14 protein-coding genes are annotated in these 15,494 nt (G+C 73.7%); 6 read left to right on the top strand and 8 right to left on the bottom strand.

Annotated features, from left to right (window positions below; genetic code table 11):
- Window positions 1-3: 3 nt before the first annotated feature.
- The 6 genes from BCL76_RS26880 to BCL76_RS26855 form a co-directional block, all read right to left on the bottom strand.
- On the bottom strand, window positions 4-2,958 hold the full coding sequence (locus BCL76_RS26880) for a CHAT domain-containing protein (protein WP_109781951.1): 2,955 nt from the start codon (window positions 2,956-2,958) through the stop codon (window positions 4-6).
- A complete protein-coding gene (locus tag BCL76_RS26875; protein ID WP_109781950.1) occupies window positions 2,955-3,692 on the bottom strand; it encodes a DUF6338 family protein in 738 nt (245 codons plus the stop codon). Before BCL76_RS26875 ends, BCL76_RS26880 begins: the two co-directional genes overlap by 4 nt.
- Before the next feature lie 33 nt (window positions 3,693-3,725).
- Window positions 3,726-3,914, bottom strand: a complete 189-nt coding sequence (locus BCL76_RS26870) for a hypothetical protein (protein WP_109781949.1) — start codon at window positions 3,912-3,914, stop codon at window positions 3,726-3,728.
- A 142-nt stretch (window positions 3,915-4,056) separates the two neighbouring features.
- Window positions 4,057-4,479 (bottom strand): VOC family protein, encoded by a 423-nt coding sequence (locus tag BCL76_RS26865; RefSeq protein WP_109781948.1) that lies wholly within the window; start codon window positions 4,477-4,479, stop codon window positions 4,057-4,059.
- Window positions 4,476-5,039 (bottom strand): MepB family protein, encoded by a 564-nt coding sequence (locus BCL76_RS26860; RefSeq protein WP_109781947.1) that lies wholly within the window; start codon window positions 5,037-5,039, stop codon window positions 4,476-4,478. Before BCL76_RS26860 ends, BCL76_RS26865 begins: the two co-directional genes overlap by 4 nt.
- A gap of 159 nt (window positions 5,040-5,198) precedes the next feature.
- A complete protein-coding gene (locus tag BCL76_RS26855) occupies window positions 5,199-5,591 on the bottom strand; it encodes a TOBE domain-containing protein (protein ID WP_109781946.1) in 393 nt (130 codons plus the stop codon).
- Window positions 5,592-5,745: 154 nt separating this feature from the next.
- Here BCL76_RS26855 and BCL76_RS26850 point away from each other — a divergent pair, with 154 nt between their 5' ends.
- From BCL76_RS26850 to BCL76_RS26835, 4 genes are all read left to right on the top strand, one after another.
- Window positions 5,746-6,651, top strand: a complete 906-nt coding sequence (locus tag BCL76_RS26850) for an oxygenase MpaB family protein (protein ID WP_109781945.1) — start codon at window positions 5,746-5,748, stop codon at window positions 6,649-6,651.
- Between the two features lie 26 nt (window positions 6,652-6,677).
- The gene (locus tag BCL76_RS26845) at window positions 6,678-8,789 is read left to right on the top strand and encodes a serine/threonine-protein kinase (protein WP_109781944.1); all 2,112 of its coding nucleotides are present in this window, start codon (window positions 6,678-6,680) and stop codon (window positions 8,787-8,789) included.
- Window positions 8,786-10,354 carry a phytoene desaturase family protein gene (locus tag BCL76_RS26840; protein ID WP_109781943.1) on the top strand — a complete coding sequence of 523 codons (1,569 nt, stop codon included), beginning with the start codon at window positions 8,786-8,788 and terminating at the stop codon, window positions 10,352-10,354. Before BCL76_RS26845 ends, BCL76_RS26840 begins: the two co-directional genes overlap by 4 nt.
- A gap of 251 nt (window positions 10,355-10,605) precedes the next feature.
- Window positions 10,606-11,013: a PPOX class F420-dependent oxidoreductase gene (locus BCL76_RS26835; protein WP_109781942.1), complete on the top strand. Its 408-nt coding sequence runs from the start codon at window positions 10,606-10,608 to the stop codon at window positions 11,011-11,013.
- A gap of 82 nt (window positions 11,014-11,095) precedes the next feature.
- Here BCL76_RS26835 and BCL76_RS26830 read toward each other — a convergent pair whose 3' ends face one another.
- Together BCL76_RS26830 and BCL76_RS26825 are read right to left on the bottom strand one after the other, a co-directional pair.
- Window positions 11,096-11,545: a nitroreductase family deazaflavin-dependent oxidoreductase gene (locus BCL76_RS26830; protein ID WP_109781941.1), complete on the bottom strand. Its 450-nt coding sequence runs from the start codon at window positions 11,543-11,545 to the stop codon at window positions 11,096-11,098.
- 40 nt (window positions 11,546-11,585) lie between these two features.
- On the bottom strand, window positions 11,586-12,794 hold the full coding sequence (locus BCL76_RS26825) for an FAD-dependent monooxygenase (RefSeq protein WP_109781940.1): 1,209 nt from the start codon (window positions 12,792-12,794) through the stop codon (window positions 11,586-11,588).
- Between the two features lie 106 nt (window positions 12,795-12,900).
- Here BCL76_RS26825 and BCL76_RS26820 point away from each other — a divergent pair, with 106 nt between their 5' ends.
- Window positions 12,901-13,569 (top strand): TetR/AcrR family transcriptional regulator, encoded by a 669-nt coding sequence (locus tag BCL76_RS26820; protein WP_109781939.1) that lies wholly within the window; start codon window positions 12,901-12,903, stop codon window positions 13,567-13,569.
- Between the two features lie 411 nt (window positions 13,570-13,980).
- The gene (locus tag BCL76_RS26815) at window positions 13,981-15,384 is read left to right on the top strand and encodes an alpha/beta hydrolase family protein (RefSeq protein ID WP_109781938.1); all 1,404 of its coding nucleotides are present in this window, start codon (window positions 13,981-13,983) and stop codon (window positions 15,382-15,384) included.
- Window positions 15,385-15,494: the final 110 nt, after the last annotated feature.

Here is a 15,494-nt window from a genome sequence, read left to right as displayed (position 1 = left end):
ACGTCACCTGACGGTGCCGACGCAGTGGAATAGGTGCCATTCCTCCCGCAGGCGGGGAGCCTTGGGGTCGTCGCGGGCCCGGCGCTGCAGATCACGCAGCGCGGCAGCGGGGCTCCGGCCGTCCAGAACGCGCTCCGCCAGCTCCGGCAGGAGGGCCGCGCACGTACTGCCGTGCACCTTCTTGATCGGGGCGACCACCTGGCGGGCGCCGGCGAGCATGAAGCTGAGCGCCAGACCGGACGGCTCGCTGCCCGGCTGGTGCCAGATCCGGCCACTGCCGCAGCAGCCGAGGACGACCGTGGCGGGCACCGCCAGTTCGAGTACGGACCAGTCGTTGAGCGCCCCGGCCTCGGTGAGGATGTCCTGCCCGGGACGATGCCCCGCCTCACCGTGCGCGGCGCAGTAGAGGAGGTCCGCGGCTCCCTCCGCCAATGCGGCCGCCAACTGGTCGTAGGAGGAGGCCCGTCGCACCGGCGTGCGCTTCTCGAGCCGCTCCAGTTCGAGCTCGCCCATGGGGGCATCCGTCGGGAAGAGCCCGACGACCCGGTGCTCACGCCCGGGTCCACGCGGCCGGCCCTGCTGTTCGGGCCGGCCCGAGAGGATACGCATCGACGGCGTCAGGGTGATCACGGCCTTGTCGACGAGCTGCCCCGTGCTCCCGCTCAGCGGCAGGGCCGCGTAGGGGACGTTCCACAGCTCGTTCGCCGGAAGGACGAACAGCCGAATCGGGTCCGTCTCGGCGCACGCAGCCAGTACGGAGGCCAGTCCGGACGGCAGCAGCCGGTCGGCCAACTGGGACCAAGCAGGGTCCGCGCGCAAGGACGGCTCGCCGTCCTGGCCGATGTCCTCCCCGTCCCGGAACCGGGTGAGCAGCGCTACGGCCTCGGGCGACAGCGGGCCGTGGCCGGCCTCCAGCGATCCGTTCGGATGCCGGCACACCGAGACGACCTCCACCGTCCGGTCCGCTCCGGTGAACAGCTCCACGTACAGGGCGTATTCGCGGGCGCCGAGTCGATGGTGGTCGATCTCGTCAGGCCCGTGCTCCGGCTCGGTCTCGCCCGTGGCGGATCCCGCGCGCTGTTCGGTCGTGGGCAAGGACTGGGTGAAGGCGAAGAACAGCTGTTCGTGCAAGGCCCGGTGGGCGGATTGCCACGCTGTGCGCTGCGCGGCCGGGGCCCCCTCGGGAGGTCGTTCGTCCTCGTGGCGCTTCAGGTCGGCGTGCAGCCGACGGAAGGCGGGGGAGAGGTCGGCCACGCCGGTACGCAGAGCCCCGGTGATGGCCCAGTCGCGTGCGGACTCCAGCCACTGCTCGGCGAAGGCCGGGTCCCCGGACACGGCCGGCATGAGCAGCGGGAGCGCCGCGGACCGGGTGCCGTGCAGGAAGCCCGCCCGGGTGACGGCGTCCGGTGATGTGGCCCGGACCTCCTCGATCGCGAGCAGCGCGCTTCGCCCGTGGGCCAGGGCTCGCCGCTCGTCCCCCGCCCGCAACCAGGCTTGCGACAGGGCCCATTGCCCTTCGATCTCCCCCAGCCGGTCGTTGGCTCCGGCATAGCGCCGGATCGCCTCCTCCCCGGCCTCCACGGGGGAGTACCCGCCCACACGGATGCCGCCGCGTACCGCGACGAGGAGTACCAAGGCCTCGTTGCGTAACTGACCCAGTTGCTCGAACCCGCTGAGCGCGGCGGTCAGTATCCGCTCGGCGCGACGGTGGTGACGACGGGGTTCCGCGCCGGCCGAGGCTTCCAGGGACAGCAGCCGGCCGAGAGAGGTGAGCATGCGCAGCCGGTTCATCGGATCCGCCGTCTGCCGGCCCAGCGGTGCGACCGCTCGCGTCAGCAGATCGCGGGCGGTGCTCGGATCGCCTTCGTCCATGGCCAGCTCCGCGAGCTCACGCGCGCTGTTGTGGAGTCCTCGGGGTTCGTCGGCCTCCCGGTACCACCGGTAGGCCTCCTCGAAGTGGCGGCGGGAGTGCTCGGGGCCGGACAGCAGGCCGAGGAGTTCGCCCAGTTCGAACTCGATGTTGGCGAGCGTCAACGGATTCACGCCATCGATGCGACGCAGTGCCGAACGAGCGCGCCGATAGCCGTACATGGCTTCGCGCAGATTCCCCGCGAGCTTGTCGGCCATGGCCAACTCCCGCCGGCTCTCGGCCTCGGCCACCAGGTCGCCGCCGCCCGAGGTCGCCTTCCGAACGGCGGCCTCCAGGAGTTCTCGGCTCCTTTCGGCGTCGCCCTGGACGCGTTCGGTACGCCCCCACCACAACAACACGGTGGCGGTCGCGGGCGCCGGGGCACCGGCGTCCTCGTAGAGCCGCACCGCCCGGCCGTAACTCTCCCGAGCCGCCTGTACGTCGCGCCGTTGTTCCTTGACCTCCCCCAGATTGCGCGCGGCGTGCCCCGCGGCGAGGAGCGAGGGCCGCAGGCACCGCTCGGCCTCCTCGATCCTCGCCGCGTAGGTGGCCGTGTCGCCCGACTTCTGGGCCACCAGGGCGAGGTCCAGCCAGAGCGTGGCCTCGGTGACACCGTCCTGGGCGCGCCGCGCGAGCAGCAGGGCCTCGGTCAGCGCGGCCTCCGCGTCCCGGTGGGAGGTGATGCGCAGGACGTTGGCCCTCGACTGGGCGGCTCGGGCGACACCCACCCGGTCGCCGGCCCGTTCGTAGGCGGCGCGGGCGAGGTCGGCGTTCTCGACCGTCGACGGATAGTCGTCCCGCTGCCAGGCGTATTGGGCGAGCATGAAGAGCGCGCGACCGAGCAGGTGGTCGTCCCCGTCCGCACGTGCCCGGGCGGCTGTCCGGCGTACCTCTTCCACGGCGTCCGGCGACCGGTCGAGCAGTACCGGGGTGCGCAGGCGGTGCAGGCCGGCCTCATCGGGTGTTTCCGTGACGCCGAGAGCGGCGAGCGCCCGCTCCGTCGCCGCCGCGAGGGTGTCGTCCGGTCGGGCGCTGTCCTGTGTGTTCATGGCATGGCCTCGGGTGGGACGACGGTACGGGGTGGGTGCGGGGTGTCCGGTGGGTCGGGCGGTGCCTCGGTCGGTGGCTCGGCCGGTGACGGCACCCGTGCCTCGGGGCGGAGGTAGGACCCGTACACGAGGACGATCTGCGATCCGGGCAGTACGGCGAACTGAGCGGGGTGTCGGACCCGGCCCCGGGTGGGGACGGTGACCGAGAGGGGCCCCTGCAGAACGAGATCGCCCTCACCGAGAGGGCCACGCTCGTCGTCCATGCCTTTCAGGAAGCCCTCCCACACCCGGCCGTCGGCCAGGTGCACCGCGAGGAAGGGGTGGAGTCCCGCAGGCGTCGTCTCGGCGACCCGGTGGAGGGCGGAGGCGGAGGTGCTGCGGGTGGCCGACCGCCGGCGCCGGACCTCCCCGAGGCCGGCCGCGACGGACAGGCCGACGCTCACGGTGAACGCGAGCACGACGGACCAGATGGCCTGCCAGATGTGCGGGCGTACGTAGGAGGTCCCGAGGAGCAGCCCCTCCAGGGGGAGCAGAGCCGTCCACCGACGGGCCAGGACGAGGACCGCCAAGACGGCGACGACACTGCCGGCGGCTCCGACACAGATCAGGTCCACGAGTTCCATCACGGAACTCCGGCGCCTCCGGGGGACTTTGACTTCGACGATACGGACGAACGCGTATCCGGGAGCCGCCGCCGCCAGGAGTACGGCGAGGGCGGTGAACGTCGTGGGCATCGGAGGTGCTCGCGTCGGCCGCTCCGGCTCGGGTCAGGACCGGTCGTCGGTCGGTTCGGGTTCCACGGACTGCGCCGGTTGTCTGAGCAGTTCGGCGTCCGCTTCGGCGAACGGGTCCGGCAGCGCGATACGGGCGGGGTCGCCGAGCGAGGGCATGTCGGTGGCGCGGTGGCCGTCCGAGGTCAGGTCCTCGGCGGGTTCCGTCTCGGCGTCGTCAGGCATCCGGGGACTGGGCATGAGGGCTCCCGCGAGCTGGGGTCGGACGGGGTCGGCGTGCCGGCGCCCTAGGCGTCGGACGCTTCGTGAACCATGGTAGGCACCCACTGCCCGACTACTCCGGAGTACGGGTGAATTGCTCTTTCCCTCACTTCGGTTGGGGAGAGGGGATCGCGACGAGCTCGACCTCGAAGCCGTCCGTGTTCTCCAGGTAGGCGGCGTAGTGCCGCGGTCCGCCGGCGTGGGGGTGTCGGTCCGGGAACATCAGGTGCCAGCCGTGGCGGGTCGACTCCTCGGCCAGACGGTCGACCGAGGCCGCGTCCTCCACGTGGAAGGCCAGGTGGTTCAGCCCCGGCCGACAGCGGTCGTGCCGGTCGGCGGTGAGGGCCGGGGACCGTTCGACGACCAGGTAGGTCGATCCGAGGCGCCAGCTGCGGCCGTCGGCCCAGTGCTGGTACGGAGTGTGTCCCAGGGTCTCCAGGAGCCAGCCGAGCGAGGCGATCGCCCGGTCGAGGTCCGGCACCCACAGCTCGATGTGATGCAGCGTCCCGCCGGCCGGCCGGCTGCTCACGCGTAGAGCTTCCGGGCGCGGTCCAGGTCGACGGGACCGTCCTCGGGCCGGGGCAACGGCAGGAAGTGGTCCAGCTGCCACTTCTGCGCGCTGCCGGCCTGGCGGTTGGTGGTGGTCACCCAGGGTGGATAGACGCGGAAGGCGCGCTTCCCGCCGGAGCCGTCCGTCGATACGACACCGTGCCGGCGGAGGGCGTCCAGCGGGAGGACGAACTGGCCGAAGTGCTCACCGTCGCGCGTACTGATGACGAAGAGGTCCACCGGGTCCGCCGCGTCGAACGGCTGGATCGGACCCTCCGGGGAGCGCTTCCAGACGGTGACGAACTGACCGACCTTCGTCGGGGTCGTCCGCGCCGCGCGGAACCGGACGGAGAGGCCGTCCACGGTGAAGGTGTGGGCGGCGTAGTCGGCGCTCTCCGCCTCCGGGACCGGCTGTGAGCAGCTGAATCCGCAGGGGTCGTAGACGAGCGCCTTCGCCGCGACGAGGTCCGCGTGGGTCGTGGTGGTGTCCGACCAGGGGTGGGGGTGGGGCGGGTACGAGGGTTCGTGGTGCGTCGTCATGCCTTCACCCTGTCATGGCCCGGACCGGCCCGATCCCGCCGCCCATCGCCGACCACGGTCCGACCGGTGCTCACCTACGCGGACCACGTGGGGCTCCTCGCGCAGGAGATCGGGCCCACGGGCGAGCAGTTGCGCTGCCCGGGCCGCCCGGCGCCTCGGTCAGTCGAGGTCGATGTGGACGCTGGTGGACTTCACCCGGGCGACGGCCTGCACACCGACCGCGAGTCCGAGTTCCTCGACCGCCTCGCGGGTCAGCAGGGAGACCACGCGGTGCGGGCCGGCCTGGATCTCGACCTGGGCGGCGACCTCGCCGAGCGTCACCGCCGTCACGATCCCGGGCAGCGCGTTGCGCGCCGAGGTCGCGGACTCGCCGTCCCCCTCGGCCGTCTCCTGGGCGAGCGCCACGCAGAAGGCGGCCAGATGCACGCCCTCGATCATCCGCTTGTTGCCCTCCCGCAGGGTCGGGAAGCGGCCCGCGTCCGCCCAGCGGCGGGCGGTGTCGGTGCTGACGCGGAGGAGTTGGGCGGCCTCGCCGATCGTGTAGAGCTGCACGCCGCAACTCTATGCCGCCGAGGCCCCCGCCGAGCCCGCCCCGACGCTCTCGCCGAGGCCCTCGTCGGTGCTCGGCGGCCCCCGAGGTCCCGCCCACGGCCGCCCCGGATCGGTAGGCTGGAGACGCCGGGCGCCTGCGACGGGGAGGTACGCGATGGGGACCACCGGGACCGGACCGCGCCCCGGCGCCGATCCGGGGTTGTACGGTCCGTCGTCCGTCACCTGGCAGTGCCACGGCGACCCGATGATGTGGATCGCCGGGCTCCGCGCGCTCTACCTCCAGGCCCTGCATCCGCGCGCCGTCCGCGGGGTCATGGAGAACTCCGACTTCCGGCAGGACGCCTGGGGACGGCTGCTGCGCACCGCCGACTTCGTCGGCACCCTCACCTACGGCACCAGCGAGGCCGCCGAGCGTGCCGGCCTCCGCGTCCGCACGATCCACCGCAAACTGTCCGCCACCGATCCGGACACCGGCGAACGCTTCCCCGTCGACGACCCCGAGCTGCTGCTGTGGATCCACTGCGCGCAGATCGACAGCTTCCTGCACGTACTGCGCCGCTCCGGCGTCCGTCTCACCGCCGCCCAGGCCGACCGCTACGTCGACGAGAACCGCGTGGGAGCCCGCCTCGTCGGACTCGACCCGGCCGAGGTGCCCGCCGACACGGCCGGGCTCGCCGCGTACTTCCGACGGATCCGCCCGGAACTCGCCGCCGGCCCCGACGCCCTCGCCGTGGACGACTTCCTGCGCGGCCCGCCCGTCCCTGCCCTTCTCGTGCGTGGCCGAAACCTGCTGTGGCCGCCGATCACCGGCCTGGCGTACGGTTCCCTCCCGGGCTGGGCGCACCAGCTGTACGGGCGGCCCGCACCGGCCCCGCGCAGCGTCACTCGACGCCTGCGCCTCACCGGGCGCGTGCTGCGCAGCATTCCCGCAGGTCTACGCTGGCAGCTGCCTCCAGGTCACATCTTGAAAGCGATGCGCCGCGTGGGCCCCGGGAGCCGCCCCTCGCCGTACACACTGCGTACATCAGCGGCCATACTGGACCGGCCGGGGAGGGCGTAGCACGACAACGGGGGCGGCTTTAAGACATGGCGGAGTCCAGACTGATCCAGGGCCGTTACCGGTCGCTCGATCTGATCGGGCGCGGCGGTATGGGCGAGGTGTGGCGCGCCCGGGACGAGTCGCTGGGCCGACAGGTCGCCGTGAAGTGCCTCAAGCCGATCGGCGCCGAGCAGGACGCCCACTTCACCCAGGTGCTCCGCGAGCGGTTCCGGCGCGAGGCCCGCGTGGCCGCCTCCCTCCAGCACCGCGGGGTCACCGTCGTCCACGACTTCGGTGACGACAGCGCCGCCGGCGGCCCCCTGTACCTCGTCATGGAGCTCCTCGAAGGCCGCAATCTCAGCCAGCTCCTGGAGGACAACGACACCCGCCCGCTCCCCGTGGACGTCGTCGTCGACATCGCCGAACAGATGGCCGCCGCCCTCGGCTACACCCATGACCAGGGCGTCGTCCACCGCGACCTGAAGCCCGCCAACATCATGCGGCTCACCGACGGCACCGTGAAGATCTGCGACTTCGGCATCGCCCGCCTCGCCCACGACATCGGCTTCACCGCCAAGCTCACCGGCGGCGGCATGGCCATGGGCACCCCGCACTACATGTCGCCCGAACAGATCGCGGGCGGCGAGGTCGACCACCGCAGCGACCTCTACTCCTTCGGCTGCGTCCTGTACGAGATCGCCACCGGCGCCCCGCCCTTCGACCTCGGCGACTCCTGGTCGGTGCTGGTCGGCCACCGTGACAACGCGCCCGTACCGCTGCGCGAGCACCGCCCCGAGCTGCCCGGCTACTTCGACGAGGTGGTCCTGGACCTGCTCGCCAAGCGTCCCGAGGACCGGCCCGGCGACGCCCGCCACGTGCACCGCCGGCTCGTCGAGGCACGGCTGGGACCCGGCGGGCTGCCCGGCGCCCAGGCCCCGCTCCCGCCCTGGGCCCGCGGGATGACCGCCGGACGCAAGGCCGGGATCGACGCCCGGCCCGCGAGCGGTGAATGGGCCGTGCTCACCGGAGCCTGGACGGCCGCGCGCCCCGCCGGCCGGCCGGCGGTGCCGCGCCCGCGCGACGCGTACCCCCCGGTCCACCCCGGCACCACCACCATCGTGCGACCCGCGCCCGCCGAGGACCCGCGGCTCACCGCCGCGTACGGATTCCCCCGCCCCGCCGGCCCGCGCGGCAGCGGCCCCGACGCGCTCGCCGCCGGCCACGCGCGCGCGTACGCCCTCAGCCGTGAGGGTCGGCCCGCGGAGGCGCTCGCCGGGTACTCCGCCGTGGCCGAGGGGCGCACGCGGGTACTCGGCGCCGACCACGCCGACACCCTCGCGGCGCGCCAGGAGACGGCGTACGAGCTGGGCCGGCTCGGGCGCCACCAGGAGGCGCACGACGTCTACCGCGCGGTGCTCGTCGCCCGTGAGCGGACGATGGGCCCGCTCCACCCCGACACCCTGCGCTGCCGGCACAACCTGGCCTGCGCGCTGGGCGCCCTGGGCCGGTTCGAGGACGCCCACGCCACCGCCGCCGAGGTCGCCGCCGACCGGGCCGCCGTCCTGGGCGCCGAGCACGCGGACACCCTGCTGACCCGGTACGAGGCGGCGTACGCGCTCGGCCGCCTGGACCGCTGGCAGGAAGCCCTGGTCGCCTTCCACGAGGTCGCCCTCGTCCGGGAACGGGCCCTCGGCCGGGACCACCCGGACACCCTGGCCGCCCGCTACGAGGTCGGCATCGCGCTGGGCCGCACCGGGAAGAGCGCCCAGGCCCTCGACCTGTTCCGGGCCCTGGTCCGCGACCGCACCCGCGCCTACGGGGTCACCGACCCCGAGACGCTGCGCGCCCGGCACGTCCTCGGGGTCAACCTGGGCCGCCTGGAGCGTTGGGCGGAAGCGGTGGCCGAGGCCCGCCAGGTGGGCGCCCTACGGGCCGAGGTGCTCGGCCCCGAGCACCCGGACACCCTGGTCAGCCGCCGGGAACTGGCCGGCGGGCTGGGCCGGCTGGACCGCTGGGACGAGGCGTTGCCCATCTACCGCGACCTCTCCGGGATCCGCGAACGGTCCCTCGGCGACGAGCACCCCGACACGGTCCTGGCCCACGCCGACGAGGCACACTGTCTGGAGCGACTCGGCCAGGTGTGCTACCAAGAGCCATGACGACCTTCGGGCGGGACGTGTACGACGACGTGATCGTGGGCGGCGGGCACAACGGCCTGGTGGCCGCCGCGTACCTGGCCCGGGCCGGCCGCTCGGTGCTGGTCCTGGAGCGGCTCGGGAACACGGGCGGGGCGGCGATCTCCAGCCGCCCCTTCGTGGGCGTCGACGCCAGACTCTCGCGCTATTCGTACCTGGTCTCCCTGCTCCCGTCGAAGATCGTGCGCGACCTGGACCTGCGGTTCGCGGTACGCCGCCGGACGATCTCCTCGTACACGCCCACCGAGCGCGGCGGGCGGCCCGGCGGACTGCTCGTCGGCGGCGGCGAGCAGCGCACGCGGGAGTCCTTCGCACGACTGACCGGCTCGGAGCGGGAGTACGAGAACTGGCGGGCCTTCTACGGGAGCACCGGGCGGGTCGCCGAGAAGGTGTTCCCGACGCTGACGGAGCCGCTGCCCACGCGGGCCGAGCTGCGGGCCCGGATCGACGACGAGGCCGCCTGGCGGATGCTCTTCGAGGAACCCCTCGGGCAGGCCGTGGAGCGGAACTTCGCCGACGACCTGGTCCGCGGGGTGGTCCTCACGGACGGGCTGATCGGCACCTTCGCCGACGCGCACGACCCCTCCCTCGCGCAGAACCGCTGCTTCCTCTACCACGTCATCGGCGGCGGGACCGGCGACTGGGACGTCCCGGTCGGCGGCATGGGGGCGCTGACGGACGCCCTCGCGGCGGCGGCGAGGGCCGCCGGAGCCGAGATCGCGACCGGCCACGAGGTGCTGCGGATCGACACGGACGGGGTAGCTCCGGCCGAGGTGGTGTTCCGCACGGCGGCCGGAGAGGGCCGGGTCGTCGGCCGCACGGTCCTGGTGAACGCCTCGCCGAAGGCCTTGGCCGAACTCCTCGGCGAGACCCCGACGGCAGGCGCGGCCGCGGCCCCGGAGGGCGCCCAGCTCAAGGTCAACATGCTGCTGCGGCGACTGCCCCGGCTCCGGGACACCTCGGTGGACCCGCGCGAGGCCTTCGGCGGCACCTTCCACATCGCCGAGGGCTACGCCGAACTCGCCCGGGCCTACGCGGAGGCCGCCTCCGGCGAACTGCCCTCCGTACCGCCCTCGGAGATCTACTGCCACTCGCTGACCGACCCGACGATCCTCGGCCCGGACCTGGTGGAGCAGGGCTACCAGACCCTCACCCTCTTCGGCCTGCACGCCCCGGCCAGGCTCTTCGGACACGACAACCAGCAGGCCCGCGAGGTGCTCCTGACGGCCACCCTCGCGCAGCTCGACGCGCACCTGGCCGAACCGCTCACCGACTGCCTCGCCTTCGACGCGGACGGCCGCCCCTGCATCGAGGCGAAGACCCCGCTGGACCTGGAACGCGAACTGCGGCTGCCCGGCGGCCACATCTTCCACCGGGACCTGTCCTGGCCCTACGCCGACCAGGGCGGCCGGTGGGGCGTGGAGACCGCCCACCGCAACGTCCTGCTGTGCGGGGCGGGCGCGGTCCGCGGCGGCGGCGTCAGCGGAGTCCCCGGGCACAACGCGGCGATGGCCGTCCTCGGTCGCTAGGCCGTCTCTTTCGGCCAGGGGAGCGGGGACTCGGCCGGACGGGTGGATCGTGCGTACCGCGTCCGCCCGCCGGGCCGGCGCTGCGGCCCGGGCCACGAACCGGAACCGGGGTGTCCGGGGGCGCGGCGCGCGGTGCGGCGCGGTGGCGGCGGAGCTTGCCCGGGGTGGCGGCGATTTTGCAGGCTGTCCGTTGCCGGTCCCCTCCCCAGTCGGCCCGGGGACGGCAGTCAGCCGAGGGAAGGAACCGCCGCGTGCCCGCCGCACTCTCCGACGACCTGAAGAAGCTCATCGACGACAGCCCGGTCTTCGCGACCGTGGCCACGATCCAGCCGGACGGCAGCCCGCAGCTGTCGATCACCTGGCTCACCCGGGACGGCGACGACCTGCTGGTCTCCACGACGGTCGGCCGCCGCAAGGAGAAGAACCTGCGCGCGGACCCGCGGATCACCGTCATGATCAACCCGGCGGACGCGCCCTACTCCTATGCCGAGGTCCGCGGCACGGCCGCGCTGACCACGGAGGGCGGGTACGAGCTGATCGACGCGCTCTCGCGCAAGTACACGGGCAAGGACTACGCGGACTTCAACCCGGCATCGAAGGACGACGCCGAGCGCGTCGTCGTCCGCGTCACCCCGCGCAAGGTCGTCGGCTCGATCTGACGCCCCGCCGGACGGGCCGGCGGGAGACGGACTCCCGCCGGCCCGCGGACCGCCGGCCCGTCGGTCCGTCGGTCCGCCGTGGTCATCCGGTGGGTTCGATGACGACGATCGGGATCTCGCGGTCCGTCTTGGACTGGTACTCGTCGTACGCGGGCCAGTGCCCGACCATCACCGGCCAGTACGCCGCGCGTTCCTCGGGGCTGGCGGTACGGGCCGTCCCCTGCATGATCTTCGTGCCGACCTGGATGCGGACCGTGGGGTGCTCGGAGAGGTTGCGGTACCACAGCGGGTGCGCGGGATCGCCGCCCTTGGACGCGACGACCAGGTAGCCGCCGTCGGCCTCGCCGTAGATGAGCGGGGTCCGCACGGGCTTGCCGGACACCCGGCCCAGGGTGGTGAGCAGGAGGGTCTGGGTGCCGTTCCAGTACTGGCCCTCCGAGCCGCCCGAGCCCGCGTAGAGCTTCACGTGGTCCAGCTGCCAGGTTCCCTCCCGGGGGTCGGTCGGGTGGTCCCAGTCGATGTCGGTCGTCATGTGTCTGCGCCTGCCTTCGCGTCGAAACAGTCGGCGAACCTCACCAACGAGCACCAACGCCCGTGGGCACGGTGTCCATTCCGTCCGGAAGCGCGAATCCGTCGAACAGCGCAGCCATCGCCCGGTTCGTGGCCCGGGCCGGGGTGGCGCGGACGGCGAGGTCTCGGACGGCCACGGCGAGGGGGTGGGTGAGGGCGGCGACCCGGCCGGCCCGGCGGGCGCGGACCCGGATGGCGTCGGTACGGGCGCAGCGGGCCGCGCTGTAGGCGGCGAGGGCGGCCGGGACGTCCTGCCGGCCGGCGCCGGCCAGCAGGTGGCCGAGGACCGCGGCGTCCTCGACGGCCTGGCAGCCGCCCTGGCCCAGGTTGGGGGTCATCGCGTGGGCGGCGTCGCCGAGCCAGGCCAGGCGCCCGTGGTGGAACCGGGGGAGCGGGGCGGCCAGGTCGTACAGGTCGTGCTGGAGCACGGCCGCCGGGTCGATCCGCTCCAGCAGGGCCGGGATCGGGTCGTGCCAGGTGCCGTAGCGGCGCAGGAGTTCGGCGCGGACGTCGGCGGGACGGTGGCCCGCGGGGACGACGGCGGTGGCGTAGAGGTAGATCCGGCCGTCGGCGAGCGGAACCACCCCGAAGCGCTCGCCGCGGCCCCAGGTCTCGGCGGTCACCGCCCCGGCGAGGCCCGCGGCGGCGGGCAGGACCGTGCGCCATGCGGTCTCGCCGCTGTGGTGCAGGCCGGGGTGGTCGGGAAAGTACTGATGGCGCAGCGGGCTGTGGATGCCGTCGGCGGCGATGACGAGGTCGGCGCCGTCGAGGTCGCCGGCGTCGGTGCGGACCACGGGGGCGCCGGTGGCGTCGTCGACGGAGGTGACGGCGACGCCGTAGCGGATCGCCGTGGCGGGGAGGGCATCGGCAAGGGCGCCGGCGAGGGCCGAGCGGTGCAGGGCGAGCGGCGGGCCGCCGAAGCGGGCGGCCAGTGCGGCGGTGTCGGCGCGGCTGAGCCATCGGCCGTCCGGGCGGCGCAGGCCCATCGCGGCGGGGACGGCACGGCCCGCCGCGCGGGTGATGTCGAAGCCGATGGTGTCGAAGGCGCGCAGGGCGTTGGGGGCGAGCACGATCCCGGCGCCGACGGCGGTCGGCCCCGCCGCCCGCTCGCACACGGTGACCCGCCAGCCGTGCCGGTGCAGGGCCAAGGCCGCGGTGAGCCCGCCGATCCCCGCGCCTGCCACGACCGCATGACGCTGAACTGCCGACATGACGAGTCCCTCGCTTCCTCTTCCTCGGTTTTCCGGGTTCTCCTCAGCCGGATCCTCTACATGTGTAGAGTCCGCTGTGGTCACTCTACAGCTGTAGAGTGGAGCGATGTCCACCCCACGTGCGAGCCGGCCCGCGGCAGATCGCAGAACGCTGATCGCCGACACCGCGATCGACCTCGTCGCCACCTCCGGCCTCCGGGGCCTGACCCACCGCGCGGTCGACGGCTCGGCGGGGCTGCCGGCCGGGAGCACCTCGTACTACTTCCGGACCAGGACGGCGCTGATCGGGGCCTGCTACGCGCGACTGGCCGAGCTGGACCTCGGCGACGTGGGAGATTTCGGCAGCAGCGGCTCGGTCGGCTCGGTCGGCTCCGTCGGCGACATCGGCGACATCGGCGGCGTCCACGGGTCCGCGGCGACGGACCGGGAGACGGCCGCGGCCGCTTTGGCCGCACTGCTGCACCAGTGGCTGACGGTGGGCCGCGCGCGTCAGCTGGCCCGCTTCGAGCTCAGCCTCGAAGCGGCCCGCAACCCCGAGCTGGAGGCGGACTTCCACCGGGCGGGCCAGGGCGCCCGGGCCCGCGCCTCGGGCATCCTCGCCGCGCTCGGGGCGCCGCGACCGGAGGAGGCCGGCGAACTGCTGGTCGCCTGGACGGACGGGCTGCTCTACGACCGGCTGGCCGGCGCCCTCGCCCGTTCCCGCCCGGCCCCGGACCTCACCGAGCTGACCGCCGTCACCCGGCGGATGCTCGACGCGGTCCTCGCCGGATCCTGACCCTCGGCGGCGGCTCCGGAAACCGCGACCGCCCCCGGGAACTTCCCGGATTGGTTGACCGTTCATCCAGGTGTGGCCGCGTGCCCCCTCGAACGCCCTGGCCGGCCATCCCCCCCGGTCGGCCCGGGCCCGCCCCGATCGGCCTCCCCCCCCGGCCGGTCGGGGCCCATACGTACCGGGGACGCCACCGCCGCCGTCGTTCCGCCGAGGCGGTCGGCGTGCGGACCGGCGCCGCGTCCCCCGGACGGCGCAAGACCGACGGCGCCCGGAAGGCCGCGCTCCGTGGCGCGTCCCCGGCCCCGCCACCTGCCGCTCAGGGCCACTGCCGGGGCGCGGGCGGGTCGAGCGGCGCGGACCGCACGGGGCCGGACGGCAGGCCGGAGCGCCGGGTCGGCGCTACGTTCCGGAAGCATGAACCGCATACCTGGTGATCGGCACTCCGGCCCCACCCGACGCGCCCTGCTCACCGCCGGAGCCGGTGCGGCCCTCGCGGCGGGTTGTGCGCGTGGCGGCGCCTCCGGCGCTCCGGCGGCGACGCCCAGCGGCGCGGCCACACCCACCGCGGCCGCCGGCGGCATCACCCCGGGCGCGATGACCCTGTTCAAGGACCCGGCGTACAACTTCAACGGCCTCCTCGCGCTCGGCGCCTCGGGCGCCGGCGCGGCGGAGGTCGGCGAGGTCCTCACGGCCGTCAACGCGATCAACGGCGCCGGACTGACCGCCCAGACGTACGTGAAGACCTTCCGGGCCCTCGGCGACCAGCTGCTGAAGGCGCCTCCTGGCGCGCCGGCCGACGGTCCGACCAAGCGCTTCCGGGCGCTGCGCGCCGCCCAGTACTACGGCCAGGCACTCTTCTTCGTCCTCGGGTCGGACGACCCCGGCAGCGAAGAACAGCTCTACAAGGCGGGCCGTGGAGCCTGGGACATCTTCTGCGACCTGTGCGATCCCGCCCCGGTGAAGGCGAACGTGCCCTACGGGAGCACACCGCTGCCGGTGTGGTTCTTCCGCCCCGACGCGAGCAACACCCCCCGCCCGACGGTCATCCTGACCAACGGGAGCGACGGCCAGAACGTGGACATGTGGACCTACGGGGTTCCGGCCGCGCTGGACCGGGGCTGGAACGCGCTCGTCTACGACGGGCCGGGCCAGGGCCAGTTGCTCTTCGTGGACCAGGTGGTGTTCACACCCACCTGGGAGAAGGTCGTCACGCCCCTCGTCGACTGGCTGTCGGCCCGCCCCGACGTGGACCCCGACCGGATCGCCCTGACGGGTCTGAGCATGGCGGGGGACCTCGCCCCGAGGGCGGCGGCCTTCGAGACCCGGATCGCCGCGCTGGTCGCCATGCCCGGCTGCCTGGAGCCGTGGCTGGGTTTCCCGCCCGAGATCCGGCAGATCCTCACCCCCGACAAGCAGGAGACGAACGACATCTGGAACAAGGAGGTCGTCCCCGAACTGCCCCCGGACGCCGCCGACGTGATGAAGAAGCGCTTCGAGCCCTTCTCCGTCCCCGCCATGCTCGAGGCGCGGCAGGGCAAGCTGTTCACCGACTTCTACACCCCCGCCACCCGGATCCAGGCGCTGTCCATCACCGACGTCGTCGGCCGGATCAAGGCCCCCACCCTGGTGCTGGACTACGAGGGCGAGCAGTTCTACCCCGGCCAGCCGCGCCGCATGTACGACGCCCTCACCTCGCCCAAGGACTACCTGAAACTGACGGCCGCAGAAGGCGCCCAGCTGCACTGCTCCCCGATGGCCCCGCAGTTGCACTGCGAAGTCGTCTTCGACTGGCTCCAGAAGACGCTCCCGGACCGCTGACGGACGTCTGCACGCCCCGCCGAAGGACGGACCCGGCCCCGGGTGACGCTGCCTCGACGGGGCACAAACCCCTGGCCGGGGCCGCCCGGACCGCGGATCATGGGGACACG

The sequence above is a fragment of the Streptomyces sp. CG 926 genome (genome assembly GCF_003148825.1).
Lineage (GTDB): Bacteria > Actinomycetota > Actinomycetes > Streptomycetales > Streptomycetaceae > Streptomyces.
This window is presented reverse-complemented; position numbering and strand designations above follow the sequence as displayed.

Bases quoted from the DNA above. Each gene is read 5' to 3' on its own strand.
- BCL76_RS26850 (WP_109781945.1), top strand. From the start codon at position 5,746: ATGGGGACCACCGGGACCGGACCGCGCCCCGGCGCCGATCCGGGGTTG.
- BCL76_RS26870 (WP_109781949.1), bottom strand. From the start codon at position 3,914: ATGCCTGACGACGCCGAGACGGAACCCGCCGAGGACCTGACCTCGGAC.
- BCL76_RS26875 (WP_109781950.1), bottom strand. From the start codon at position 3,692: ATGCCCACGACGTTCACCGCCCTCGCCGTACTCCTGGCGGCGGCGGCT.
- BCL76_RS26845 (WP_109781944.1), top strand. From the start codon at position 6,678: ATGGCGGAGTCCAGACTGATCCAGGGCCGTTACCGGTCGCTCGATCTG.
- BCL76_RS26820 (WP_109781939.1), top strand. From the start codon at position 12,901: ATGTCCACCCCACGTGCGAGCCGGCCCGCGGCAGATCGCAGAACGCTG.
- BCL76_RS26840 (WP_109781943.1), top strand. From the start codon at position 8,786: ATGACGACCTTCGGGCGGGACGTGTACGACGACGTGATCGTGGGCGGC.
- BCL76_RS26815 (WP_109781938.1), top strand. From the start codon at position 13,981: ATGAACCGCATACCTGGTGATCGGCACTCCGGCCCCACCCGACGCGCC.
- BCL76_RS26825 (WP_109781940.1), bottom strand. From the start codon at position 12,794: ATGTCGGCAGTTCAGCGTCATGCGGTCGTGGCAGGCGCGGGGATCGGC.
- BCL76_RS26830 (WP_109781941.1), bottom strand. From the start codon at position 11,545: ATGACGACCGACATCGACTGGGACCACCCGACCGACCCCCGGGAGGGA.
- BCL76_RS26860 (WP_109781947.1), bottom strand. From the start codon at position 5,039: ATGACGACGCACCACGAACCCTCGTACCCGCCCCACCCCCACCCCTGG.
- BCL76_RS26880 (WP_109781951.1), bottom strand. From the start codon at position 2,958: ATGAACACACAGGACAGCGCCCGACCGGACGACACCCTCGCGGCGGCG.